Origin of the sequence: Mycolicibacterium flavescens (assembly GCF_001722335.1) — a bacterium.
In the GTDB taxonomy this organism is placed as follows: Bacteria; Actinomycetota; Actinomycetes; order Mycobacteriales; family Mycobacteriaceae; genus Mycobacterium; species Mycobacterium flavescens.
The window spans coordinates 40,523-65,368 of the sequence record NZ_MIHA01000016.1 but is presented as its reverse complement, the minus strand read 5'-3'; the positions used below and the strand labels follow the sequence as shown (position 1 = coordinate 65,368).

At 69.0% G+C, this 24,846-nt stretch carries 20 protein-coding genes and 1 tRNA gene; 6 read left to right on the top strand and 15 right to left on the bottom strand.

What is annotated here, in order from left to right:
• Positions 1–11: 11 nt before the first annotated feature.
• A complete protein-coding gene (gene pks2, locus BHQ18_RS20305; RefSeq protein WP_205866153.1) occupies positions 12–6,299 on the bottom strand; it encodes a sulfolipid-1 biosynthesis phthioceranic/hydroxyphthioceranic acid synthase in 6,288 nt (2,095 codons plus the stop codon).
• Positions 6,300–7,433: 1,134 nt separating this feature from the next.
• On the opposite strand from pks2, the gene BHQ18_RS20300 reads away from it, so the two are divergent.
• Entirely contained in the window at positions 7,434–8,054 is a 621-nt protein-coding gene (locus tag BHQ18_RS20300) for a superoxide dismutase (protein WP_069415440.1), read from the top strand.
• 55 nt (positions 8,055–8,109) lie between these two features.
• Positions 8,110–8,910, top strand: a complete 801-nt coding sequence (locus tag BHQ18_RS20295; RefSeq protein WP_069415439.1) for an SDR family oxidoreductase — start codon at positions 8,110–8,112, stop codon at positions 8,908–8,910.
• 4 nt (positions 8,911–8,914) lie between these two features.
• Here BHQ18_RS20295 and BHQ18_RS20290 read toward each other — a convergent pair whose 3' ends face one another.
• The 8 genes from BHQ18_RS20290 to BHQ18_RS20255 all read right to left on the bottom strand — a co-directional run bounded on the left by BHQ18_RS20290 (position 8,915) and on the right by BHQ18_RS20255 (position 15,904).
• Positions 8,915–9,442 (bottom strand): lipoprotein LppJ family protein, encoded by a 528-nt coding sequence (locus tag BHQ18_RS20290; protein WP_084294189.1) that lies wholly within the window; start codon positions 9,440–9,442, stop codon positions 8,915–8,917.
• 17 nt (positions 9,443–9,459) lie between these two features.
• Positions 9,460–11,250 carry an alpha/beta hydrolase gene (locus tag BHQ18_RS20285; RefSeq protein ID WP_205866152.1) on the bottom strand — a complete coding sequence of 597 codons (1,791 nt, stop codon included), beginning with the start codon at positions 11,248–11,250 and terminating at the stop codon, positions 9,460–9,462.
• Between the two features lie 10 nt (positions 11,251–11,260).
• On the bottom strand, positions 11,261–11,560 hold the full coding sequence (locus BHQ18_RS20280) for a type VII secretion target (protein ID WP_069415438.1): 300 nt from the start codon (positions 11,558–11,560) through the stop codon (positions 11,261–11,263).
• Positions 11,561–11,620: 60 nt separating this feature from the next.
• Positions 11,621–11,696, bottom strand: a tRNA-Ala gene (locus tag BHQ18_RS20275).
• 51 nt (positions 11,697–11,747) lie between these two features.
• Positions 11,748–12,782 (bottom strand): divisome protein SepX/GlpR, encoded by a 1,035-nt coding sequence (sepX, locus tag BHQ18_RS20270; RefSeq protein WP_069415437.1) that lies wholly within the window; start codon positions 12,780–12,782, stop codon positions 11,748–11,750.
• 232 nt (positions 12,783–13,014) lie between these two features.
• Positions 13,015–13,668 carry a GNAT family N-acetyltransferase gene (locus tag BHQ18_RS20265; protein WP_069415436.1) on the bottom strand — a complete coding sequence of 218 codons (654 nt, stop codon included), beginning with the start codon at positions 13,666–13,668 and terminating at the stop codon, positions 13,015–13,017.
• 19 nt (positions 13,669–13,687) lie between these two features.
• Positions 13,688–14,947 carry a molybdotransferase-like divisome protein Glp gene (gene glp, locus BHQ18_RS20260; RefSeq protein WP_069415435.1) on the bottom strand — a complete coding sequence of 420 codons (1,260 nt, stop codon included), beginning with the start codon at positions 14,945–14,947 and terminating at the stop codon, positions 13,688–13,690.
• 48 nt (positions 14,948–14,995) lie between these two features.
• Complete coding sequence (locus tag BHQ18_RS20255; RefSeq protein WP_069415434.1) at positions 14,996–15,904, bottom strand: UTP--glucose-1-phosphate uridylyltransferase; 909 nt, start codon at positions 15,902–15,904, stop codon at positions 14,996–14,998.
• Between the two features lie 64 nt (positions 15,905–15,968).
• Between BHQ18_RS20255 and BHQ18_RS20250 the strand changes: the two genes are divergently transcribed.
• The 4 genes from BHQ18_RS20250 to mscL all read left to right on the top strand — a co-directional run bounded on the left by BHQ18_RS20250 (position 15,969) and on the right by mscL (position 18,223).
• Positions 15,969–16,544 carry a 5-formyltetrahydrofolate cyclo-ligase gene (locus tag BHQ18_RS20250; RefSeq protein ID WP_069415433.1) on the top strand — a complete coding sequence of 192 codons (576 nt, stop codon included), beginning with the start codon at positions 15,969–15,971 and terminating at the stop codon, positions 16,542–16,544.
• Positions 16,545–16,616: 72 nt separating this feature from the next.
• Positions 16,617–16,943: an FmdB family zinc ribbon protein gene (locus BHQ18_RS29240; RefSeq protein ID WP_084294187.1), complete on the top strand. Its 327-nt coding sequence runs from the start codon at positions 16,617–16,619 to the stop codon at positions 16,941–16,943.
• 68 nt (positions 16,944–17,011) lie between these two features.
• Positions 17,012–17,662, top strand: a complete 651-nt coding sequence (locus BHQ18_RS20245) for an SAF domain-containing protein (RefSeq protein WP_069415432.1) — start codon at positions 17,012–17,014, stop codon at positions 17,660–17,662.
• 102 nt (positions 17,663–17,764) lie between these two features.
• On the top strand, positions 17,765–18,223 hold the full coding sequence (gene mscL, locus BHQ18_RS20240) for a large-conductance mechanosensitive channel protein MscL (protein WP_069415431.1): 459 nt from the start codon (positions 17,765–17,767) through the stop codon (positions 18,221–18,223).
• Between the two features lie 52 nt (positions 18,224–18,275).
• On the opposite strand, the gene BHQ18_RS20235 is transcribed toward mscL, so the two are convergent.
• From BHQ18_RS20235 to BHQ18_RS20210, 6 genes are all read right to left on the bottom strand, one after another.
• Entirely contained in the window at positions 18,276–18,914 is a 639-nt protein-coding gene (locus tag BHQ18_RS20235; RefSeq protein ID WP_069415430.1) for a porin MspA, read from the bottom strand.
• A gap of 481 nt (positions 18,915–19,395) precedes the next feature.
• On the bottom strand, positions 19,396–20,022 hold the full coding sequence (locus tag BHQ18_RS20230) for a porin MspA (protein ID WP_069415429.1): 627 nt from the start codon (positions 20,020–20,022) through the stop codon (positions 19,396–19,398).
• A 596-nt stretch (positions 20,023–20,618) separates the two neighbouring features.
• Positions 20,619–21,116 carry a MogA/MoaB family molybdenum cofactor biosynthesis protein gene (locus tag BHQ18_RS20225; protein ID WP_069415428.1) on the bottom strand — a complete coding sequence of 166 codons (498 nt, stop codon included), beginning with the start codon at positions 21,114–21,116 and terminating at the stop codon, positions 20,619–20,621.
• Positions 21,117–21,187: 71 nt separating this feature from the next.
• Positions 21,188–22,504: a S1C family serine protease gene (locus BHQ18_RS20220; protein ID WP_069415427.1), complete on the bottom strand. Its 1,317-nt coding sequence runs from the start codon at positions 22,502–22,504 to the stop codon at positions 21,188–21,190.
• A 172-nt stretch (positions 22,505–22,676) separates the two neighbouring features.
• The gene (locus BHQ18_RS20215; RefSeq protein ID WP_084294185.1) at positions 22,677–24,140 is read right to left on the bottom strand and encodes a HAMP domain-containing sensor histidine kinase; all 1,464 of its coding nucleotides are present in this window, start codon (positions 24,138–24,140) and stop codon (positions 22,677–22,679) included.
• The gene (locus BHQ18_RS20210; RefSeq protein WP_069415505.1) at positions 24,140–24,826 is read right to left on the bottom strand and encodes a response regulator transcription factor; all 687 of its coding nucleotides are present in this window, start codon (positions 24,824–24,826) and stop codon (positions 24,140–24,142) included. The genes BHQ18_RS20215 and BHQ18_RS20210 overlap by 1 nt, the downstream gene beginning before the upstream one ends.
• Positions 24,827–24,846: the final 20 nt, after the last annotated feature.

The window sequence follows — 24,846 nt, the reverse complement described above, 5'->3', positions numbered from 1 at the left end:
GGAAGCGATGGTCAGGTGGTAGCCGGGACTGCTTCGTCGGCGGCGAGCGTCTCGCACAGGTGATCAGCAAGGCCTCGCACCGTGCTGACTCCCATGGACGTGATGCGAATTCCCGTCTCGGCCTCGATCCGCGTACGCAGCTCGAGGTTGCCCAGCGAGTCCAGGCCGTACTCCGAGAGCGGGCGGTCGGGGTCGATCGCGCGGCGCAGGATCAACCCGACCTGCTCGGAGATCAGCCGGCGCAGGTGCGTCGGCCAGTCCTCCCGCGGCATCGCGGCCAGTTCGGCGCGCAGGCGCCGGCCCTCGGCCGGTCCCTGCCCGGCCGACTTGAACGCCGACGCGAACGGGCTGCGCTGCGCGAACGCGGTGAGCCACGGCGTGCCGAGAATCGGTGCGTACCCGGTGTATCCGCGGTCGTGGCTCAGCAGCGCCTCGAACGCGTACGCGCCCTCGTCGGGAAGGATCGCACCGTCGCCCTCGGCCAGCGCCGTGCCGCGGCCGATCTCGGCCCAGGCGCCCCAAGCGATCACGCTCGACGGCAGCCCCTGGGCCCGCCGCCACGTCATGAACGCGTCGAGCCAGCTGTTGGCCGCCGCATAGGCGCCCTGCCCAGGCGATCCGACCAGCGCCGCCGCCGAGGAGAACGCGCAGAACCAGTCCAGTGGCTGCGACAGCGTCCCTTCGTGCAGGTTCCACGTGCCGTACACCTTTGGCGCCCAGTCCCGTTCGATCAGGTCGTCGGTGATGTTCGGCAGCGTGGCGTCCTCCACCACCGCCGCGGCGTGCAGCACACCGCGCAGCGGCAACCCTGTCGACGTCGCCGCGGCGACCAGCCGGTCGACCGTCCCCGGCGCGGTGATGTCACCGCACTCGACCACGATGTCGGCACCCGACGCCGCGATCAGGTCGACGATCTCCCTGGCCTTGACGCTCGGCTCGCTGCGCGAGGTCAGCACGATGCGACCGGCGCCCGCCTCGGCCATCTTCTCCGCCAGGAACAGGCCCAGACCGCCGAGACCACCGGTGACGAGGTAGGCCCCGTCGCTGCGGAACGGCGAAACCTGCTCGGGCGGAATGACAGCCGTACCCAGGCCGGTGCGCGGAACGTCGAGCACCAGCTTGCCGATGTGCTGCGCGCCGCCCATCTGCCGGATGGCGGTGGCCGCCTCGGTGAGCGGGTAGTGCGTCATGTCCGGCAGCGGAAGCGTGCCTTCGGCGCACAGCTTGTAGACCTGCTCGAGCAGTCGGCGCACCTTGTCCGGGTGCGTGACCGTCATCAGCGCCAGGTCGACGGCGTAGAACGACAGGTTGCGCCGGAACGGGAACAGCCCGATCCGGGTGTCGCCGTAGATGTCGCGCTTGCCGATCTCGACGAACCGCCCGCCGAACGCCAGCAGTTCGAGACCGGCCCGCTGGGCGGCGCCGGTGACCGAGTTCAGCACGATGTCGACGCCGTAACCGTCGGTGTCGCGCCGGATCTCGTCGGCGAACGCGGTGCTGCGCGAATCGTAGACGTGCTCGATCCCCCAGTCCCGCAGCAACTGTCGACGGTCTTCGCTGCCGGCGGTGGCGTAGATCTCGGCACCGACGGACTTGGCGACGGCGATCGCGGCCTGCCCCACTCCGCCGGTGGCGGAATGGATCAGCACCTTCTCGCCCTCGCCGATGCGGGCGAGTTCGACCAGCCCGAGCCACACGGTGGCGTACGCCAGGCCGACGGCGGCGGCCTCGTGTTCGGCGAAGTTGTCGGGCAGCTTGGTGGCCAGGTTGGCGTCGCAGGTCACGAACGTGCCCCAGCAGCCGTTGGCGGACACGCCGCCGACCCGGTCGCCGACCTGGTGCGTCGTCACACCGGGTCCGACGGCGGTGACCACACCGCCGAACTCCGAACCCAGTGCCGGCAGCCGGCCGTCGAAGCTCGGTGCGCGGCCGAACGCCACCAGGACGTCGACGAAGTTGATGCTCGACGCGCTGACCGCCACCTCGATCTCGCCCGGCCCCGGCGGGGTCCGGTCGAAGGCAACGAGTTCCAGCGATTCGAGGTCGCCGGGGTTGCGAACCTGCAGCCGCACACCGTCGTGTTCGGCGTCGACCTCGGTGGTCTTGCGCTCCTCGGGCCGCAACGGCGAGGGGGTCAGCCGCGCGGTGTACCACCGGCCGTCGCGCCACGCGGTCTCGTCCTCGTCGGAACCGGCCAGCAGCTGACCGGCCAGCTGAGCACCATCGGTGACGTCGTCGACGTCGATCTGCGTCGGACGCAGCCGCGGATGCTCCATTCCGAGTGCGCGCATCAGGCCGCGCAGACCGGCGTGCTCGACATTCGGCACGTCGTCGGCGAGCACCTGTTGCGCGTTGCGCTCCACCACGTACAGCCGCGGCGGCTCGCCGGCGACCTCGGGAAGCTCACGCGCGATCCGGACCACATGCTTCACGCATTCGCCGCCGCGTCGTCCGGCCGCGGCGTCGACGGCCTGGGCCGGTCCCGGCAGCACCACCACACCGGTGACGAGCTGCCCGTTCAGATGTGCGGCAAGGGTTTCGGCGTTGGTAGCGTGGTCGGAGTTCGGCGCCCACGCCAGCGTCGTGCAGTCCGCACCCGCGGACTTCAGCGCGTCGGCGAGGTCGGCGGCCAGCGCGTTGCCGTTGCCGCTGATGTTGATCAGCACCCACGATCCGGCGTCGTCGAGATCGGCCTCGGGCAGTTCCTGCTGCTGCCACTCGATGGTCAGCAGCCGCTCGTTGAGCTTGCGGTCGGCCTGGGCCTGCTCGGAGGTGCCCGCGCCGAGCTTCAACCCGGTGATGCTGAGCACCACGGTGCCGTGCTCGTCGAGCACCTCGAGGTCGGCCACCACGCCGTCGGAGTCGGCGGAGACGATTCGGCTGTAGCAGTAGTGCGCGTTGCGGGCCGAGCCGAACGCACGCATCCGGGATACCCCGAGCGGCAACAACATTCCGCCACCCGCGGCGGCGCTCTGCACGTCGGGGTGCGCCACCACCGACTGGAAGCACGCGTCCAGCAGCGCTGGGTGCACGCCGTATCCGGACTGCTGCGAACGCAGCGGGCCGGGCAGCGCCGTCGCGGCCAGCACCGTGTCACCGTCGGCGGTGTAGGCGGTGGCCAGGCCGGCGAACGCGGCACCGTGTTTGATGCCGACGCTGCCGAACGCGGCGCGCAGATCCTCACCCTCGACGCTGTCGGGGTGTGCGGCGCGCAGCGCGTCGACGTCGTAGGTCGTCGGCGTCACCTCGTCGTCGGCGGCGGCATTGAGCGTCGCCGTCGCGCGCCGGGTCCGTTCACCGGCCTCGTAGGTCTCCACCGCGAACTCGACCACACCCGGCGAAAGCGTTGTCGCCGAGGCCGATATCGGGGTCTCCTCGTCGAGCAGCAGCATCCGTTCGAAGGACACGTCGCGCACCTCGGCGGAGTCGCCGAGCACCGCGCGGGCCGCGGCGAGCGCCATCTCGCAGTACGCCGCGCCCGGCAGCACCGCGACCTCGTGGACCTGGTGGTCGGCCAGCCACGGCTGCGCCTCGGTGCCCACCTCGCCCTGCCACTGATGGCGTTCGGGTTCTTCGGGCAGCACGACGTGCGAGCCCAGCAGCGGGTGCACCGCGATCGTGTGCGCGCCGCGGGCCGGCACATCGGCGCTGTCCTGGTCGAGCAGCAGCGAGGTGTGCGTCCACGTCGGCAGCGGGGCGTTGATCAGCTGACCCGACGGATGCCGGACCGAAAAGTCCACGGCCGCACCGACACTGTAGAGATCGGCGGCCAGCGGCAGCAGACCGCTCGGCAGCTCCTGGCCCCTGCGCATCCCGGCCAGCACCGCCGACGGCACGTCGAGGCTGCGCGCGGTCTGCTCGACGGCGTGCGTCAGCAGCGGATGCGGGGACAGCTCGGCGAACACCCGGTGTCCGTCCTCGAGAGCGGCCTGCACGGCGGCGGCGAAGCGCACCGTGTGGCGCAGGTTGTCCACCCAGTAGTCCGCGTCGTAGTCGGCGACATCGCGCGGGTCGTACAGCGTCGCCGAGTAGTACGGGATCTCGGGTTCGCGAGGATCGAGGTCCTCGAGGGCGTCTGCGAGGTCGTCGAGGATCGGATCGACCTGCGGCGAGTGCGATGCCACGTCGACGGCCACCTCACGGGCCATCACGTCACGCTGCTCCCACGCCGCGACCAGATCGCGCACCGACTGCGTGGCACCGCCGACGACGGTCGACTGCGGCGAGGCCACCACGGCCAGTGAGACGTCGGTGATACCGCGCGCGGCGAGCTCGGAAATGACCTGTGAGGCAGGCAGTTCCACCGAGGCCATCGCCCCGGAGCCGGCGATGCGCGCCATCAGCCGCGACCGGCGGCAGATCACCTTCACCGCGTCGTCGAGGGACAGCGCACCGGCGACCACAGATGCCGCCACCTCGCCCATCGAGTGCCCGATCACCGCGCCCGGCGTCACCCCGTAGGACCGCATCGTGGCGGCGAGCGCGACCTGCACGGCGAACACCGTCGGCTGCACCCGGTCGATGCCGGTGACCGTCTCGGGTGCCGTCATCGCCTCGGTCACCGAGAAATTCGACTCCCGGGCGATCAGCGGCTCGAGTTCGGCCACGGTGGCGGCGAACACCGGTTCGCGGGTCAGCAACTCCGCGCCCATCCCGGCCCACTGCGAGCCCTGACCGGAGAACACCCACACCGGCCCGCGGTCGTCCTGCGCGACGGCCGGCTGGTACGGGGTGTCGCCCTCGGCGACCGCACGGAACTCGTTGATCAGCTCGTCGCGGCCGCCGGCGATCACCGCGGTGCGCACCGAGCGGTGCCCGCGCCTGCGGGTCAGCGTGTAGGCCAGGTCCGGCAGGTTGATCGCCGGTCCGCGGCCGTTGCCGTCGCCGCTCTGCGCCAACCAGTCGGCCATCCGGCCCGCGGTGCGGCGCAGCTCCTCGGGCGAGGTCGACGACAGCGGGAACATCAGCGGTCCGTCGGCCGCCGAGGTCACCGGCTCGCGCTGCGGCTCGGGCGCCTGCTCGACGACCGCGTGCACGTTGGTGCCGGACAGGCCGTACGCGGAGACGGTGGCGCGGCGCGGATGCGCCCCGGCGTTGGGCCAGGTGGTGTTCGAGTCGGGCACGAACAGCCCGGTCTCGATCTTGGCCATCTCCTCGGGCAGCTGGTTGAAGTGCAGGTTCTTCGGGACGACGCCGTGCTGCACCGAGAGCACGGCCTTCATCACGCCGAGCGCTCCGGCGGCCGACTGGGTGTGGCCGAAGTTGGTCTTGACCGAGCCGAGCGCACACGGACCGTCGGTGCCGTACACCGCGGCCACGCTCGCGTACTCGAGCGGATCGCCGACCGGGGTGCCGGTCCCGTGGGCCTCGACCAGCCCGACGGTCGCGGGATCGACCCCTGCGGTCTCCAGCGCCTGCCGGTAGACGGCGATCTGTGCCTCCGAGGACGGGGTGGCGATGTTGACCGTGCGGCCGTCCTGGTTGGAGGCGGTGCCGCGGATGACCGCGAGGATGCGGTCACCGTCGGCCACCGCGTCGTCGAGGCGCTTGAGCATCAGCACCGCGCAGCCCTCGGCGGAGACGAACCCGTCGGCGTCGACGTCAAAGGCGTGGCAGCGGCCCGTCGGTGAGAGCATGCCCGCGGCCGAACCACCGGCGGCCTTGCGGGGCTCCAGCAGCACCGACACGCCACCGGCCAGCGCGAGGTCGCTCTCGCCCTCGTGCAGGCTGCGGCAGGCCATGTGGATGGCACTCAGGCCCGACGAGCAGGCGGTGTCCACCGTGACCGCTGGGCCGTGGACGTTCAGCGCGTACGAGATGCGCCCGGACGCGAGGCTGAAGCTCGTGCCGGTGAACCCGTACGGCCCCTCCAGCGCCCTGGTGTCGGCCGCGAGGTAGGTGTAGTCGTTGTGGGTCAGGCCCATGAATACGCCGGTCTTGGACCCCGCCAGGTTCGACGGGTTCATGCCCGAGTGTTCGACGGCCTCCCACGCGGTCTCCAGCAGCACCCGGTGCTGCGGATCGATCGCGGTGGCCTCGCGCTCGGTGATGCCGAAGAAGCCGTGATCGAAGGCGGAGGCGTCGTCGAGGAACGCTCCCCACTTGGACACCGAACGCCCGGGGACACCGGGCTCGGGGTCGTAGTACTCCTCTGCATCCCAGCGGCCGCGCGGAATTTCGGTGACGAAGTCGTCACCCTTCAGCAGGGCGTCCCAGAGCTGTTCCGGCGACTCGATGCCGCCAGGAAGTCGGCATGACATCCCGATCACAGCGACGGGAATTGCACGCGTTTCGCCCACGTAGAAAAACCTCTTCTCAGCTTCCGCTCAGGTTGTGCGTTCGAATTAGGATAGGGGGTAAGTGAGCCGTCGTCTCAACTCTGTGAGAGGACAGTCATGGCAGCACGATCGCGATATCGGGCCTTGTGCTGGTGAGCGTTACAAATAGGGAAACCGACAACCCGAGTTGTCCGGCTTTGCCTTCCCCGGTCCCCACCCCGCGTCGGTAGCCACGGTCCTTGCGTCCGGCAACCATCCCCCTGTTTGCCGGAGCCTCCCCCGCGGCCGCCCGATCGCCGGAGGGTGAACGTGTATCAGCGGCGCGCAGTGGAGTCACTGCCGAGCCAGCGCGCCGCGATGTTTGCGAGCAGTAGATCAACGCTGCCATAGCGGCTAATCTACCAGTGCATTCTCAGGTATGAGAAACTCCTGTGAGATTCGCTGCCGCTCTCGAAAACACGTCATTCTGACGAGATTGAGCAACGTCCGGCCGCGTCCTGAAACTTGCCTTTTCAGGGGATTTACGTGCGATATTGACGCTGTGGCAAAGATCGATCTTGGGCGAGGTGGCGATCGCCGGCCGAATACCAGTCGGTATCTGCACTGGTCATGAATGGACGTTGCCGCGCCGCCCGCTGGAAATTCGGCGTCGAAACGGCCACCCAGCGCGAGGAATGTGGAATTCCGAGGTTAGCTATCTCACGGATCTGTGCCGGACACTGCGAGGAAATGCCAGCGACGTGCCTGTTCGCCACAATGAAACATAACCGAGCGCAGGAATGGCAAATATGGCTGCGCGAATTGTCTAAATTGTCGAAAAATGAGCGCATATCGCACATGTCCGGCAATTTCCGCGCAGTCGCCCGGGCGGGCATCTCGGCCGTCAGTCAGCGCAAAGCGTTTCTCAGCGCGCTCTCAGCAACAGGAATAGAGTCCAGCTAACGATTTGTCTGGTGCGGGCCGGCCGTGGGGTTTTCCGACCCCGCCGAGACGACGGATGCCCCCACAGGATGTGCTGCATCGATGCGGTTCCACGGCCGCCCGCAGGGCCGAGATTAACACAGCATCTGAACAGGTAGACAGATGTAACGTCGAGTCTGGGCACGGTTCAGGCGCTCCCCCGGGCCCCACCAGAACCCGATCGAAAGGACGTTCATGGCCGAGTACACGCTGCCCGATCTCGACTACGACTATGGCGCGCTGGAGCCGCACATCTCCGGCCAGATCAATGAGATCCACCACAGCAAGCACCACGCGACCTACGTCAAGGGCGTCAACGACGCGATCGCCAAGCTGGAGGAGGCCCGGGCGAACGGAGACCATTCGGCGATCTTCCTCAACGAGAAGAACCTGGCCTTTCACCTGGGTGGTCACATCAACCACTCGATCTGGTGGAAGAACCTGTCGCCCGACGGCGGAGACAAACCCATCGGCGACCTCGCCGCCGCGATCGACGACCAGTTCGGCTCGTTCGACCGGTTCCGAGCGCAATTCACTGCCGCCGCCAATGGGCTGCAGGGCTCGGGCTGGGCCGTGCTCGGATACGACACGCTGGGCCAGCGCCTGCTGACCTTCCAGCTCTTCGACCAGCAGGGCAACGTCCCACTGGGGATCATTCCGCTGCTGCAGGTGGATATGTGGGAACACGCGTACTACCTGCAGTACAAGAACGTGAAGGCCGACTACGTCAAGGCGTTCTGGAACGTCGTCAACTGGGAAGACGTGCAGAACCGCTTCGCGGCCGCCACCACCAGAGCGGCCGGGCTGATCTTCTAGTCTCTACCCGGGCGCCCAACCGCCCACCGCAGACGAACGACGGAGGCACTTGCCGATGAGTGAAGACCAGTTCAGCACGCACACAGGACTTTTCGATCTCACCGGTAAGCGCGCCCTGGTCACCGGCGGCACCCGGGGTGTCGGGGCGATGATGACGCGGGGACTGCTGCAGGCCGGCGCGCGCGTCGTGATCAGCTCACGCAAGCCCGACGGCTGCGCGCGGGCCGAGGAACGTTTGTCGGAGTTCGGCGAGGTCTCCGCGGTACCAGCGGACCTGTCGCGCCACGAGGAATGCCTGCGCCTGGCCGAGCATGTGACCGCGGACGGTGAACCGCTGCACATCCTGGTCAACAACGCCGGAGCCACGTGGGGCGCCCCGTTGGAGAGCTTTCCCGATTCCGCGTGGGACAAGGTGCTCGACCTCAACGTCAAGTCGCCGTTCTGGATGGTGCAGGCGCTGCTGCCCGCCCTGCGCGCCGCGGGCACCGCGGACGACCCGGCGCGGATCATCAACGTCGGCAGCATCGACGGGCTTCGGGTGCCGCTGCTGCCGACATACTCGTACAGCAGCAGCAAGGCGGCCGTCCACCAGCTCACCCGGGTGCTGGCCCGCGAGCTCGGGCCACAGCACATCACCGTCAATGCCGTTGCGCCGGGGCCATTTCCGTCCAAGATGATGGCGGCCACCCTCGAGGAGTACGGCGATCAGATCGCCGCGACGACGCCGATGCGCCGAATCGGCCGCGACGACGACATGGCCGGCATCGCGGTGTATCTGGCCAGCCGGGCGGGCTCGTACGTGACCGGTGCGATCCTCCCGGTCGACGGCGGCATCTTCACGACGGCGAGCAGCTGACTTCTCACTCGTCGAGCGAGATATCCTGCGGGTCACCGGCTGTCGCCCTGGTGGTGGTGAAATCGCGGCACTCACCGTAGAACGTCACCATCCGGTTGGGGGTACTGGCGTTCTGCGGCGCGAACGACGCGACGACGTTGTTCTTCTCGACGGTGGTGCCGTGGGACTTGAATTCGGTGTCGCCGGACCACCCCTGGGCCTTCAGCTGCTGAACCCACTGCGCCATCTCGCGGTCGGAGTCCTCGAAGCTGGGCGCCAGCGGCAGCCAGATGCTGACGTTCCCGCGGAACGGCGGCTCCTGCTGGTCGTTGCAGGACTCGTGCCGGAAAAGCACTCGGGTGACGGGTAATTGGAGTGTCTGCACAACTTCACGCGCGCTGTCGACGACCTGGGCCTTGGACTGTTCGGGTGTCAAAGCGTCGTCGCCGGGCCCGTTCTGAGCTGTCATCGAGTCACATCCTGTCATCAGCGACGCGCACAGCGCGACGACGGCGGTCACCTTCGGCAACGTGCGGGTGCCGTGGTTGCGCATCGTTGGCGTCCAATCTGTCAGTGGTAGTGGTCACGGGTGGCGGGTCGGTAGGTCTCCGGGTCGAACTTGACGTCGGGAACCCCGGGGATCGGGACGCCGATGGTGGAGCGCTCCCTCGCGGTCATACCCGCGTCATCGAGCCGGTCGCCGTTGCCAGAGGCGATCTCGGCCATGCTGTACAGCGATTCGCTGCCCGGGATGTAGTAGCCGCTGTGGTCCTTCCACGGCCAGTCGATACCGGCGACCTCCGCCTTGAAGCGGGTGCCGCCGAACCCGGAATCGGCCGGGTCCGAACCCAATCCGACGGTGACGCCGGTGCCGGGGACGTGCGCCTGGGTGTTTCCGCCGAGGTGGGTGATGGGATCGGTGGAAGCGGCGCCGACGTAGACCTGCCCGCCGGGCGGCAGGTTGAAGTCGGCCGCTGTCTTGGCCAGATCGGTGCCCGGCGATCCCACCAGGACCACGTCGTCGGCGCGCAGACCGTAACCGGCGCAGGCATCGGCGACCGTGGTGGATCCGTAGGAGTGCCCCATCACGGTGATGTGGGGGTCGCCACGGTTGGTCAGCTCGAGCGCGTTGATGTCGTTGGCCAGCAGGTTGCCGCCCTCACGCGCGTTACCGACCTGGGCCACCTGCGGGTCGAACAGGCTGTCGGGTGCGTTGTAGCCCATCCACGCGACGACCGACGTCGTGCTGTTGCGGTCGGCGGCGACGGTCTCGTTGTAGACGTTGGCGGCGTCGGGGTTGCTCAGCCAACCCGAGGTGACGCTGTTGCCGGTGCCGGGTACGACGACGGCGGTGTTGTCGGCGTTGTCCGGGTTTCCGATCGCGACCGCGGCCCGCCCCTGCCCGTTGAACGCCTCGGGCTCGTAGACGTACAGGAAGGTCTCGGTGCCACCGGTGTTCGCGCTGTTGGTCTCCAGTCCGCGCTTGACCTGGACGGCGTTGTTGTAGCGGGTGATGTCGGTGGTGGTGAGACCGAATTTGTCGGGGTTGGCCTTGACCTGGTCCACCGTGGCGCCGGTGACGTTCGCCCGCTGCTCGACGCGGTCGATGTCGCGTTGCATGACCGTCTTGTTGGCCTGGCTGCGAGCCTCGACCGGGACACCGTTGAGGCCGCCGATCTTTTCGGGTTGTTCGCGGATGAGCCTGTCGCGCTCCTCTTTTGACAGCGAACCCCACCAGTCCTTCACCTCGACCGGGTCCTTGGTGTCGGGAATCTTGGGACCGGTCTGCGGTGCGGGTGTCTGCGGCAACGGGCCGCCGGGACCGAACGCCTGCATCGTGGTGTCGGACAGCCCGGCGACCGTGGTGCGCACCCCCTGGCTGAGTTGGCGGTCTGCCGTGTCGAAGTTGGCGAGCGCGGTCTTCATGGCGAGGTTGTTGGCCGCGGCGAGCTGATCGACGCGCATGGCGTTGACCGCGCTGGCCTTGGCGTACTGGTCGAGCGGACTTCCCGGCTTGACCGAGACGCTGCCGTCGGGGCCGACCTGCCAGCCCTGCTGTTGCAGTTGGTCGAAGGTCTGCAAGACGCTGGTGCGGTTGGCGGACAACGTGGCTCCGCCGTTCTGCAGCGTCGTCTGCAGAGTGGTCATGGTCTCGTGCAGCCGACGCATCTGTTCGAGCGTCGGAGCGGCTTTCGCCTGCGCCCGGTCGGACGCGGTTCCGTTCCAGCCCTGTCGGAGGTTCTCCAGCGCGGCCTGCTGGGCGGTGATCTGCTGGTTGAGTCCGGATGCCTGCCGCGAGAGCTCGGCGGCGGCCGAAGTCAGTCCCTCGGGGCGGGCGGCCTCAACCTGAGGGATCGTCACCGGCACGGGTTCACTCGGCGATGTTGCGCAGGCGCTGGGCCAGCGACTGATCGGTGGCCGTGTACCGCTCCGCGGCCTGAGTCAGCCGCTCGGCGTGTGCGCTGAGCTCCTTGGAAACGACGGCGGCGGTCTTGTCGAGCAGTTCGGCGGCCAGTTGGCAGGCCGCGGCGCTCTCGAGTTCGGTGAGTCCGGCGGCGGCGGTGCCCAACTGGGTTCCGGTCCCCATGCCGGAGACGTACGAGCTGACGTCGGTTTGGGCCGCGGCCACTTCACGCAGTGTCGAGGGGGCGACGCGCAGAGTCGCTGCCATGGGGAGAATTTTACGGTAGCGGGGTCCGTGTCCGGCTCACGTTCTGCTGCCTGACAATCGTGGTGGAGCTAAGGGGAATCGAACCCCTGACCTACTCGATGCGAACGAGTCGCGCTACCAACTGCGCCATAGCCCCTGATACCGGTAGCAGGCTACCAGCCATCGGACGGCCCCCGAAAATCGAGGCCTACTGGCCCGCGGCCCGCGGCAGGTCGAAATGCCGCGCGAACGGTGCGTAGTCCAGATGCTCGAAGATCGGGTCCTCGTCGTCGATCTCCAGCACCACCGACCCGGGCCGCCGCAGCCGCGCCGGGACGACGTCGAACTCGCGGTCGTCGGTGTTCTCCACCCCCAGCCGCGACCGCGCGATCCGCTGCGCGCGCCGACGCCGCAACCGCTCCTCGATCCGTGTCTGCCTGCGCAGATACCCCAGATACATGACCGTCACCGCGCACACCGCGCCGCACGCCCACCACAGCCCGGGCGACACGGTGAACGCCGCGGCGGCCGTGCCGACCAGCAGCACCGCCATCGCCGTCAGCGTCCGCCTGCGGAACTTGTACTTGCGCTCACTGACCGCGGCCGCGGTCTTCGACTCGTAGCGTCGCCGGCGCGCGGCCGACAACGAGTCGGCCAGCTCCCGGTCGTCCTCCGGCGCCTCCAGACCCGACGAGTCGTCGACGTACTCGTACTCGTCGTCCAGCTCGTCCTCGGGCTCCGGTGCGGGTTCGGGCTCTGGTTCGGGTTCTGGTTCAGGTTCCGGCTCGACTTCGGCGACCGGCTCCGCGACTTCCGGTTCTTCGTCGAATTGCAGAGTCAGCTCGTCGTTTTCGACCGTCGCCGAAGCGCCGGCGGGCAGCGCGGCCTCCGCGACCACGTCCACGTCGAGATAGTCGGTCTCGGCCTCGGACTCGGCCGTGACGGCCGCCGCCCGCACGAGCGTCCGCTCCGCGGGGGCTTCCTCCTCGTCGAAGCGGTCGTCGAAGCGGTCGTCGAACTCGTCCTCGGACGGGCGCCAGTCGGGGTCATGCGCGTGGCCGGCGGCGGGGCCGTGCCGTTTGCGCAACCGCGCGTTGCGCCCGCTGTTGAGCACCCGGGTCGCCAGCGCCACGTCACTGGTCCGCCGCACGGAGTCGCGCTTGCTGATCAGCATCGGCACGAGCACGAAAAGCCAGAGAACGACGAGAGAGATCCACAGGAGGGACTGGGGGATGCTTGGCATGTCGCCTGCTCCTTTCCCCGATAAGGCTAGGTCTGTGACCTGCGCATCCGTGAGCGGCGCGCCGAGACAATTACACACCTGTAATTCACGGCAGACAAGCACCAACAGTCACAAATGTCACATTGGTAACAAGCTGACGCGTTCGGCACCCTCGATTTCTGCGCCGGGGTCGTGCTTTTGCTCCGCGAACGACCCTCCGGCAGAACTCGACGAACAGGTGCGCACACCCTCGTCACGTCCAGTACGCCCGCCCCTGCCGGACCAGCGTGGCCGCCGCCGAGCCCTCGATCTCCTCGACCGTGACCGCCACCAGCAGATGATCGCGCCAGGCGCCGTCGACCTCGAGGTAGCGCCGCAGCAACCCCTCCTCGCGGAAGCCGACCTTGCCGAGCACCGCCCGGCTCGCAGCGTTCTCCGGCCGCACCGTCGCCTCCACCCGGTGCAGCGCGACGGGTCCGAAGCAGTGGTCGACACCGAGCGCCAGCGCGGCCGTCGCGACGCCACCTCCGTTGAGCGCCTTGGAAACCCAGTATCCGATCCATGCCGAGCGCAGCGCGCCGTGGGTGATGTTGCCGATCGTCAGCTGTCCGGCGAACTCGCCGTCGACCTCGATGACGTAGGGCACCATGCGGCCCTTCCGCGCTTCCGCGCGCAGCCCCGAGCACACCGCCGGCCACGACGTGATGGCGTGGCGGGTCTCCCAGTCGACCCCGGTCGCCGGCTCCCACGGCTCCAGGTGCGCGCGCTCGGCCAGCCGGATGCGGCTCCACTGCGCGCCGTCGCGCAGCCGCACCGGTCGCAGCCGCACCACCCCCGCCCGCACCCCGAGCGGACCCGCGGGCCGCGGCCATCCCGGGTGCTGGGCACTGGACCGCCAGAAGCTCATCTCGACACGCCGGTACGGGTCAGCCGCGCTGCGCCAGGAACGCGACGTCGACGATTTCGCCGGTCCGGATCTGCTCGGCCTCGCTGGGCACGACCACCAGACAGTTCGCTTCGGCCAGGGTGGCCAGCAGATGCGACGACGCCCCCGGCCCGCCGCCGAGCGCCTGCACCAGGTACTCGCCGGTGTCCTGGTCGCGCATCAGCTGACCCCGCAGATAGCCGCGCCGGCCGGCGACCGATTCGATCGGCGACAGCGTGCGCGCCTGCACGATCCGCCGGTGCGCCTGCCGCTTGCCCAGCGACAGCCGGATCAGCGGCCGGACCATCACCTCGAACACCACCAGCGCGCTGACGGGATTGGCGGGTAGCAGGAAGACCGGCACGCCGTCGCGACCCAGTTGGCCGAACCCCTGCACCGACCCGGGGTGCATCGCGATGCGCGTCACCTCCATCTCGCCCAGTTCGGCCAGCACCGAGCGCACCGCCTCGGCCGCCGCGCCGCCGACCGCGCCGGCGATCACCACCACCTCGGAGCGGCTGATCTGCCCCTCGACGACCTCGCGCAGCTGTTTGGCATCGGTGTCGACGATGCCGACCCGGTTCACCTCCGCGCCGGCGTCGCGGCCGGCAGCGGCCAGCGCATAGGAGTTGACGTCGTAGACCTGCCCGTTGCCCGGGGTGCGGGAGATGTCGACCAGCTCGCCGCCCACGCACATCACCGACAGCCGCGGCCGCGGATGCACCAGCACGCGTTCCCGCCCGACGGCGGCCAGCAGCCCCACCTGCGCGGGTCCGATGATCGTGCCCGCGCGCACCGCGACGTCGCCGGGTTGTACGTCGTCGCCGGTGCGGCGGACGTAGGCGCCCGAGCGCACGCCGCGCAGCACGGTCACCCGCGCGTCGCCGCCGTCGGTCCAGCGCAGCGGCAGCACCGCGTCGGCCAGCGTCGGCATCGGCGCGCCCGTCTGCACCCGCGCGGCCTGCCGCGGCTGCAGCCGGCTCGGCGTGCGGGCGCCCGCCTCGATGACACCCATCACCGGCAGGCTGATCTCGCGTTCGGCGGGCTCCTCACCGTCGCCGTCGTCGCCCACGCCGAGCACGTCGACGCTGCGCACCGCGTAACCGTCGATCGCGGCCTGGTCGAACCCGGGCAGCGGCCGCTCGGTGACCACCTCTTCGGCGCACATCAGCCCCTGCGCCTCGGCGATCGCCACTCGCACCGGACGCGGCGCCACCGCCGCAGCCGCGACTCGTGCCTGCTGTTCCTCGACCGAACGCACCGTGCCCCTATCTCCGCGTCAGGGCCGTCGTGGATTGCCTGCGCGAGATCAGCAGTCGATCAGCCCCAGTCGCTCCACCAACCACCGCCGGAGTTCCGGCCCGTAGTCATCGCGCTTCAGTGCAAAGTCAACCGCAGCCTTGAGGTACCCGCCGGGATTTCCGAGGTCGTGTCGAGATCCGCGGTGCACGACCACGTGCACCGGATGGCCCTCGTTGATGAGCAGCGCGACCGCGTCGGTCAGCTGGATCTCCCCGCCCGCGCCGCGCGGCACCCGTTTGAGCGCGTCGAAAATCGCGCGGTCGAGCACGTAGCGGCCGGCCGCCGCGAACGGCGAGGGGGCGTCCTCGGCCTTCGGCTTTTCGAACATGCCCTTGACCCGCAACACATTCGGATTGTTGGTGTCGGGCACGGCCTCGACGTCGAACACGCCGTATGCGCTGATCTCCTCGCGAGGCACCTCGATCGCGCACAGCACCGAGCCGCCGCGTTTGGCGCGGACCTTCGACATGGTCTCCAGCACGCCGGTCGGCAGCACCAGGTCATCGGGCAGCAGCACCGCGATCGCGTCCTCGTCGGGGCCGAGCTTGGGTTCCACGCAGCTGACCGCATGCCCCAGGCCCAGCGGCTGAGCCTGCACCACCGACTCGACCTTGATCAGCGCAGGCGCGCGCCGGACCTTCTCCAGCATCGACTGCTTGCCGCGCGCCTCGAGCGTGCCCTCCAGGACCAGGTCCTCGACGAAGTGGGCGACGACGCCGTCCTTGCCCTCGGAGGTGACGATCACCAGTCGCCCCGCCCCGGCTTCGGCGGCCTCGGCGGCGACCAGCTCGATGCCGGGGGTGTCGACGACCGGCAGCAGCTCCTTGGGGACGGTCTTGGTGGCGGGCAGGAAGCGGGTGCCCAGCCCTGCCGCCGGGACCACAGCGGTGTAGGGAATCGGTACCTCTGGCCTCATCGCTCACACATTAACCTCATTGGGCAGGTTCAACCGGGTGAGGTCGGAGTTTGGAAGCGAGTCGGTGAGCGCGACGAAGGCCGAGCTGCGCGCCGCGGTCATCGCCCGCCGGCGCGCCGTCCCCGCGCGGGTGCGCGACGCGGAGGCGCGGGCGCTGACCGGGCATATGGTCGGGCTCGGCAACGCCGGCCAGATCGTGTGCGCCTACGTCCCGGTCGGGTCCGAGCCCGGGTCCCTCGACATGCTCGATGTCCTCGTTGCGGACGGTGTTCAGGTGCTGCTGCCGGTGGTCGACGGCGACGGACCGCTGCGCTGGGGCGCCTACGTTCCCGGTGAACTGGTGGCGGCGCGGTTCGGCCTGCTGGAGCCTGCCGGGCCGACGCAGCCGGTCGAGGCCGTCGCCGACGCGGCGACGGTTCTGGTGCCCGCGCTGGCGGTGGACCGGTCCGGGGTGCGGCTGGGCCGGGGCGCCGGCTTCTATGACCGGTCGCTGCCGATGGCGTCTGCGAACGCGCGGCTGATCGCGGTGGTGCGCGACGACGAACTGGTCGACGAGCTGCCCGCCGAGCCGCATGATGTGCCGATGACCCATGTACTCACGCCGGGTGGCGGTCTCGTGGCAGTGGGTACCGGGGAATGACGTACGCCACCTGGCGGTTCTAGCACTTGAGCCGGTAGAGTGCTAACAAGTTTGACCACCTCGGAGGTTTTCGTGCCTACCTATTCCTATGCATGCACTGAGTGCGGCGATCGGTTCGACGCTGTTCAGGCGTTCAGCGACGCCTCGCTGACCACGTGCGCCAAGTGCAACGGCCGCCTGCGCAAGCTCTTCGGCAACGTGGGAGTGGTTTTCAAGGGCAGCGGCTTCTACCGCACCGACAGCCGCGAGGCCGGCAAGAGCTCGGTGAACGCCAAGAGCAGCAGCTCGGAGTCGAGCTCGTCGTCGTCGGAGAAGTCTTCGTCGGAGAAGTCGAGTTCCTCGAGCGAGTCGAGCTCGAGCACCTCGTCGTCGGCCGCGCCGGCCGCGGCCTCCAGCTGACCCCCGGGTTATCCACAGGGCGAGCGTCCGTCGCCCCATCGCGGCTCTGCCCTGCCTAACTTGGCGGGATGGGGGAACGTCTCAATCCGTCGCCGCTGAACCGGCTCGCCGAACTGGCCCGCCCCGACTGGACGCGCACCATGGCGGCCCGCCGCGTGGCCGCGGCCGCCCTCGTCGTCCTCGCAGCCGTGGCCGCACTGCGCCCCGACCCGGCGGACGAGCGCGTCGCCGTGGTCGTCGCGGCCCGCGACCTGACGCCCGGTGCCGCGCTCACCGAGGACGACGTCCGGATCGAAACAGCCAGTGCGACAGCGGTTCCCGATGGTGTGCAGGCCGACGCGTCCGCGGTGCTCGGCCGCCGGCCGGCCGGTCCGGTGCGGCGCGGTGAGCCGCTGACCGACGTCCGGTTGCTCAGCCCGCGCCTCGTCGAGGCGACCGCCGGGCCGAACGCGCGGATCGTCCCGCTGACGCTCGACGACGGCGCGGTGCTCGACCTGCTGCGCACCGGCGACGTGGTCGACGTGCTGGCCGCGGGCGCCGAGGCCGAAGCCGATGCGCGGGTCGTCGCGACCGACGCGATCGTCGTGCTGGTGTCGCCGAAGGGGGCCGGCGCGACCGCCGGCGCCGACCGGGTGGTGCTGGTGGCGCTGCCCGCGCACGCGGCGAACGCGGTCGCCGCCGCCGCGTTGGTGCAGGCGGTCACCGTCACGCTGCACTGAACACGCGCCCGGATTCGCCCTGCGGCGCGAGCCGCGCGGCTAACGTGCTTAGCTGTCGGCCGTCGTCCGTGGCCGGACACGAGTGAGGAGGTTCGCGACAGCATGCTCAAGGGCTTCAAGGAATTCCTGGCGAGAGGCAACATCGTCGACCTGGCGGTGGCGGTGGTCATCGGTACCGCCTTCACCGGCCTGGTCACCAGTTTCACCGACAGCATCATCCAACCGCTCATCAGCCGGATCGGCGCCGGCGGTGAGGCCGACTACGGCATCCTGCGGATCAGCATCGGCGGCGGCCAGGCCATCGACCTGAACGTGCTGCTGTCGGCGGCCATCAACTTTCTCCTGGTCGCCGCGGTGGTGTACTTCCTGATCATGGTGCCCTACAACCGGCTCCGTAAGAAGGGCGAGGTCGAGCAGGCCCAAGACACCGAGCTGTCGATCCTGACCGAGATCCGCAACATCCTCGCCGAGACGAACGGATCGGCCGGCGCGCACGCCGCCGGGCCCGGTACCGGCCCGAGCCCGGACACCGCGAAGTTCACCAGCGCCGACAGGGACTGAGCAACGAAAACGGCCCCCGAGCGATCGGGGGCCGTTCGCGTGTCTGGTTGTGTCAGTTCATGTTCCAGGGTTCGCCGTAGGTGGTGACGCTGTCACCCGACGAGGAGATGAGCCGAGCGAACGGACGCAGCAGCACGCCACCGGCGGCACCGGTCACCGTGCCGTGCGCATTGCTGACCGCCACGCCGCCTTCAGCGCCGGCGACGTCGACCGAGAAGGTCGCGACTTCCTGGATGCCGGGGCCGTTACCGAGGTCGGCGCTGATCGACACACCCGGGAACAGGTTCGGGGTGATGATCGAGCTGAAGGGGTCGGTGATCGGCGCATCGTCGATCAGGATGTTGGGGGTGGTGTAGCTGAAGTTGATGCCCACACCCAGCGACCACGGGAAGCCGATCTGGTAGCCCAGCTCCAGCGTGCCCTCGAAGTCCTCGGCGCCGGGGCCGGCGACGATGTACTTGGCGCGCCCGGAGTGGAACCACTCGCGGGTCAGCCGGTTGCGGTCCAACGGGAACACGCCGTTGAGGAACGTGTCCCACTGCTGGATGGTCAGAGTCCGGTCCTGGCCGTCGACCAGGCTCAACTCGTTGTCCAGACCTGCGTGAGAAGTACCGCTGCTCACGAACAGAGATGCGACGGCGGCCGCGACCGACAAGACCATCGCGATCAGCATCCGACTGATTACCTTCATGTTCTCCCTTGCCATGTCGATGCGGACCCCCGCTGGGTCTGCACTGAGGTGGTCTGACGCGCTCACTCCATGTGGTTCAAATGAGAGCTTTCACATGTTGCTTTTACGTTCTACTCATTGTTGACACGAGGAACATAACGGCGCCGGGGCGCCCCGGCAACGCGGGGGGTGAACTTCTCAAGGGCCCGCGGACGCGTTGCTGAGTTTTGCGCACGGCGCCGTTAACGCTTGCGTCAGCACGGTTTTTGTTCCGTGGGCCGTCGGCTGGGCCGCCAAGCTCGCGTTACGGCGTCCGGACCCGGCCCGGCCGCATCCTCCGCAGCGAACACACCGGTCAACGCGCTGCCGGGGGCTGTGTTCAAGATCACTGCGCCGGGTCATCTTCGTGTAACCAACCGGAAACCGGGCGGCCATGTGCTGGCCTGGAAACGAGAACGGCCCCCGGGGAGTCCGGGGGCCGTTTCGTTTGCCTGGGAGAGCGTTAGTTCATGTTCCAAGGTTCGCCGTAGGTGGTGACGCTGTCACCCGACGAGGAGATGAGCCGAGCGAACGGACGCAGCAGCACGCCGCCGGCGGCACCGGTCACCGTGCCGTGCGCATTGCTGACCGCCACGCCGCCTTCAGCGCCGGCGACGTCGACCGAGAAGGTCGCGACTTCCTGGATGCCGGGGCCGTTACCGAGGTCGGCGCTGATCGACACACCCGGGAACAGGTTCGGGGTGATGATCGAGCTCAGCGGGTTCGTGATCGGCGCATCGTCGATCAGGATGTTGGGGGTGGTGTAGCTGAAGTTGATACCCACACCCAGCGACCACGGGAAGCCGATCTGGTAGCCCAGCTCCAGGGTGCCCTCGAAGTCCTCGGCGCCGGGGCCGGCGACGATGTACTTGGCGCGCCCGGAGTGGAACCACTCGCGGGTCAGCCGGTTGCGGTCCAAGGGGAACACGCCGTTGAGGAACGTGTCCCACTGCTGGATGGTCAGAGTCCGGTCCTGGCCGTCGACCAGGCTCAACTCGTTGTCCAGACCTGCGTGAGAGGTGCCAGTGCTCACGAACAGAGATGCGATGGCCGCGACCAACGCGATCAGCACCCGACTGATTACCTTCATGTTCTCCCTAGCTATGTCGACGGCCAGCCACCTGGCTCGCCGTGTTCTTTGTGTTCGTGCCTGGCCCTACCGGTACACCACACACGACGCAGGAGCCTCATGTGGCGCAAATGAGAGACCTCACATGCGGCTCTTACGTTCTGCTCATCCTAAACAGGAGGAACATAACGGTCGTGCTTCAGCCCGGCAACGCGAACATCGGCCCGATGTCGCCCACCGTTACGCCAGCTGCCGCTTTGCTAGGGAGCGTGCCGCGGCACTGGTCACGGCGCTGTCACCGGGCGGTGACGACGCACGCTGGAATCCGCCGGCTACAGATGCGGCTAAGTTCACGACCGGGGTGAGAAGATGATCCGCCTCACACGAGCGGTCCGAAGCGATCAAAGATGGTGCGGCGGACGATTTTCCCGCAACCAACGGTCGCGCTCGGCCTCGTCTTCGGGCGTGGAATCGTCGCGCTCGTCAGCCGATGTCCGGGGCAGTTCCTCCCCGAACACGTCGTTAACTGCCCGGCGCGGGCGACCGGACGGGTCACCCACGGACCCGCTCCGTTGTGATGAAGATCACATTCTGTGCCACTGGTGGCTGCTACTCACTCAGATCTCGAGGCTGGAGAGCTGGCCGATGACCTGGCCCGCCAGCGGACCGAGGGTGGCCATACCGTCGCGCACCGCAGCGCGGGAGCCGGCGAGGTTCACCACGAGTGTGCTGCCGGAGATTCCGGCAAGTCCGCGGGAGACCCCGGCGTCGACGATGCCTGCCGAGAGCCCGGACGCGCGCAGCGCCTCGGAAATGCCGAGCAGTTCGCGGTCGAGGAGGTCGCGGGTGGCTTCTGGTGTGACGTCACGCGGGGTGACGCCGGTGCCGCCCACCGACACCACGAGGTCGACGCCGCCGATCACCGCGGTGTTGAGGGCGTTGCGGATCTCGACCTCGTCGGAGGACACCACGACGACCCCGTCGACGACGAACCCCGCCTCCCCCAACAGTTCGGTGACCAGCGGACCGCTGTGGTCCTCCTCGTCACCGTGTGCGGTGCGGTCGTCGACGACCACGACGAGGGCCCGGCCCACCAACTCCCCTGGCTGTTCCATGACTGCAACCGTATATGCGGGCAGTGACGCCGGCGCGACCACTCTCAAGGTGACCTGATCCGTCGGCGTGCTCACGGCTGGGCCTTACCGAGCGTGACGTCCACGCTCTGCGGCTGACCGGACGGGTCCAGATAGGTCAGCGTCACCTTGTCGCCGGGCGCCCGGGACCGCACCGCGGCGACGAGCGCATCCGCGCTGCCGATCACCCGGTCGTCGACCCGTGTCACCACCACACCGCTCGGCAGGCCGGCCGCTGCGGCCGCGCCGCCGGGGTTGACCTCGACGATGCGGGCGCCGTCCACTGCCGCGTCGTTGCCCACCTGCACACCCAGCGAGGCGTGCGCGGCGGTGCCGTTCTTGATCAGCTCGTCGGCGATCCGCTTGGCCTGGTCGACCGGGATCGCGAAACCCAGCCCGATCGAGCCGCTCTGGGCCTGCGGGCCGGCGTCGGCGCCCAGCGTGGCGATCGCGGAGTTCACGCCGATCAGTTCGCCGTTCATGTTGACCAGCGCGCCGCCGGAGTTGCCGGGGTTGATCGCGGCGTCGGTCTGGATCGCGTCGAGCACCGTGCTCTGGTTGCGCGCGTCACCGCCGGCGGCCACCGGACGGTTCAGCGCGCTGATGATGCCGGTGGTCACGGTGCCTTCGAGGCCGAGCGGCGAACCGATCGCCACCACGTCCTGGCCGACCCGCAGGTCCGCGGAGGAACCGATCGTGATCGGCTGCAGGTCCGAGACACCCTGGGCGCGGACCACCGCGATGTCGCTGCTGGGATCGGTGCCGACGACGGTGAACGGCGCCGTGCGCCCGTTGAAGAACGTCACCTTGGTCTGCCCGCCCGGTCCGCCCTGACCGGCGGCGGCGACCACGTGGTTGTTGGTCAGGATCAGCCCGTCCGAGGACAGGATCACTCCCGAGCCCTCCTCGGAGGCGCGTCCCATGTCGGTCTCGAGCTTGACCACGCTGGGCACCACCTTGGCCGCGACCTGCTCGACCGAGCCCGCGGGCAGGCTGGCCGCGGGCACGGTGGGGGCTGCCCCGCCGATGGAAGACGACGACGGTCCGTCACCGGCTACCAGCGTGGCCACGCCGCCGCCGATACCCGCCGAGACGACCGCCACGGCGAGCATGCCGGCAGCCAATGCTCCTGCGCGGGAACGCTTTTGAGGCGGCTGCCCCGGCATCGGTTGGGGCGCACCGCGATAGGGGTCGTACGGTGAACGGAACTGCGCCGACGTCGGGTGCTGCCCGGTGGTGGCATACCGCCAGTCGTACTGCTGCTGGTAGCCACCGGGGCGCTGGGGACCGCTCGGATAACCCGCCTGCTGCTGACCGACCGGACTGCGGCCGGGCGGCGGAGGCGGGGTATACCTGGGGTGGTTCGTCATGTCGCTCGGGCTCTTTCTGTCATAGGGTCCGATAACTGCTCAACGTTCATGCGTGCTCAACAGTGCCCAGTGCGGCTGAGAATCCACTTAGAGAACCTTCGAAACACACCCAAACTTCATTTCCCCTTCCCGCCCCCGCCAATCATCGCCGACGACGGGGCCCGCCGGGGTATCAGCGGGCGCGTGTCGGCTCGGCGGGTTCGTCGTAGTCGAGCGTGGAACCGGGCTGACCCGGCAGCACCACGTGCATCGACGTGCCGGGCGGTTGTCCGCCGTAGACGGTGTCCGCGACGCGAAGCGAGCCGCCGTGGCGCAGCACCACCTGCTTGACGATGGCCAGCCCCAGGCCGGAACCGGGCATCGCCCGCGCCGTCGTCGAGCGGTAGAACCGTTCGAACACCAGCGAGCGTTCCTGCGGCGGGATGCCCGGACCGTAGTCGGAGACCACCAACTCCGCATGCCCCGGCGCGATCTGGGCCAGCCGCACCACGACCCGCCCGCCGGGCGGACTCCACTTGGCGGCGTTGTCGAGCAGGTTGAGCACAGCGCGGGCCAGGCCGTTGCCATCCCCGTGGACCACCCACGGCGAGACCGACACGTCGAACTCGATGTCGTTGCGGCGGCGGCGAACTCGTTCCAGCGAGCGGTCAACCACCTCGGCGAGGTCCACCGACTCGTTGACCACCACCCCCGCGTCGTCACGGGTCAGGTCGACGAGATCGCCGACCAACGTCGACAATTCCTCGATCTGCGCGATCACGTCGGCGCGCAGCTCTTCCATCTCCTGGTCCGGCAGCCGGGGCGCGCCCGGCGCCATCGCCGCCATCAGCAGCTCGACGTTGGTACGCAGCGACGTCAGCGGGGTGCGCAGTTCGTGACCGGCGTCGGTGACCAGCCGGGCCTGGCGTTCCCGGGATTCGGCCAACGCGCGCAGCATCATGTTGAACGTCTCGGTGAGCCTGGCGAGCTCGTCGCTGCCGAACACCGGGATCGGCCGCAGATCGTCGGTGCGCGCCACGCGTTCGGCAGCCTCGGTCAGCCGGCCGACCGGCCGCAGGCCCGCGCGGGCCACCGCACCGCCGGCCATCGCCGCCACCGCCACCCCGATGCCGCCGACGATCAGCAGCACGGTGCCCAGCCTCCCGAGCAGCTCGCTGGTCGGCGCCATGCTCTTGGAGATCAGCAGCGAACTGTCGTTGGACAGGTGCATCGCCAGAACCCGCTGGTGGTTGGCGGTGCGCAGCGACATGATCAGGTCACCGCGCAGCACCGCCTTCTCGGGTTCGCCGAGCGGCAGGGTCTGGCCCTGCTGGTTGGCGGTGAAGATGGCCCGCCCCGGGATCACCAGCATCGCGTTGACGTCGGAGTACGCGGTGCCCTCGATCGCCTTGCCCGGGTCGACCTCCAGCGAGCCGCTCTCGATCAGCAGCCGCGCCCGGCTGCGCAGTTGGTCGTCGACGTCGTCGTACAGCGCGCGCGACACCACCGCCCAGACCGCCACCGCCATCAGCACCACGACCATCGCGACCATCGACATCGCCAGCAGCATCACCCGCCAGCGCAGCGTCACCGACCGTGCCCTCGGCTGCGGGTGGGGCCAAACCGGTTGAGGCCCAGTCCCGTTCGAGCCAGTCATCACGGAGGCGTCTCGCGTAGCACATAACCCACCCCGCGCACGGTGTGGATCAGTCGCGGCTCTCCTTCAGCTTCGGTCTTGCGACGCAGGTAACCGACGTACACCTCGAGGGCGTTTCCGGACGTCGGAAAGTCGAAGCCCCACACCTCTTCGAGGATGCGGCTGCGGGTCAGCACGCGACGCGGGTTGGCGATGAGCATCTCCAGCAGCGCGAACTCGGTGCGGGTCAAGCTGATCTGCCGATCGCCGCGGGTGACCTCGCGGGTGATCGGATCCAGTGTCAGGTCCGAGAACGTCAACGCCGCCGAATCGGCGCCCTCGTCGAGGCTGGTGCGGCGCAACAGCGCCCGCATGCGGGCCAGCAGCTCCTCGAGGGCGAACGGCTTGGGCAGGTAGTCGTCGGCGCCCGCGTCGAGGCCGGCCACCCGCTCGGACACCGAGTCGCGGGCCGTCAGCACCAGGATCGGCAGGTCGTCACCGGTGCTGCGGAGCTGCCGGCACACCTCCAGGCCGTCGAGCCGGGGCATCATCACGTCCAGCACGAGCGCGTCGGGCCGGTCGCTGGCGATGGCCTCGAGAGCCTCGACACCGTCCTGGGCCAGATCGACCGAGTACCCGTTGAAGGAGAGGGAGCGACGCAGCGACTCACGCACCGCGCGATCGTCGTCGACGACAAGAATGCGCACGGCCACAGTGTCGGCCCCCT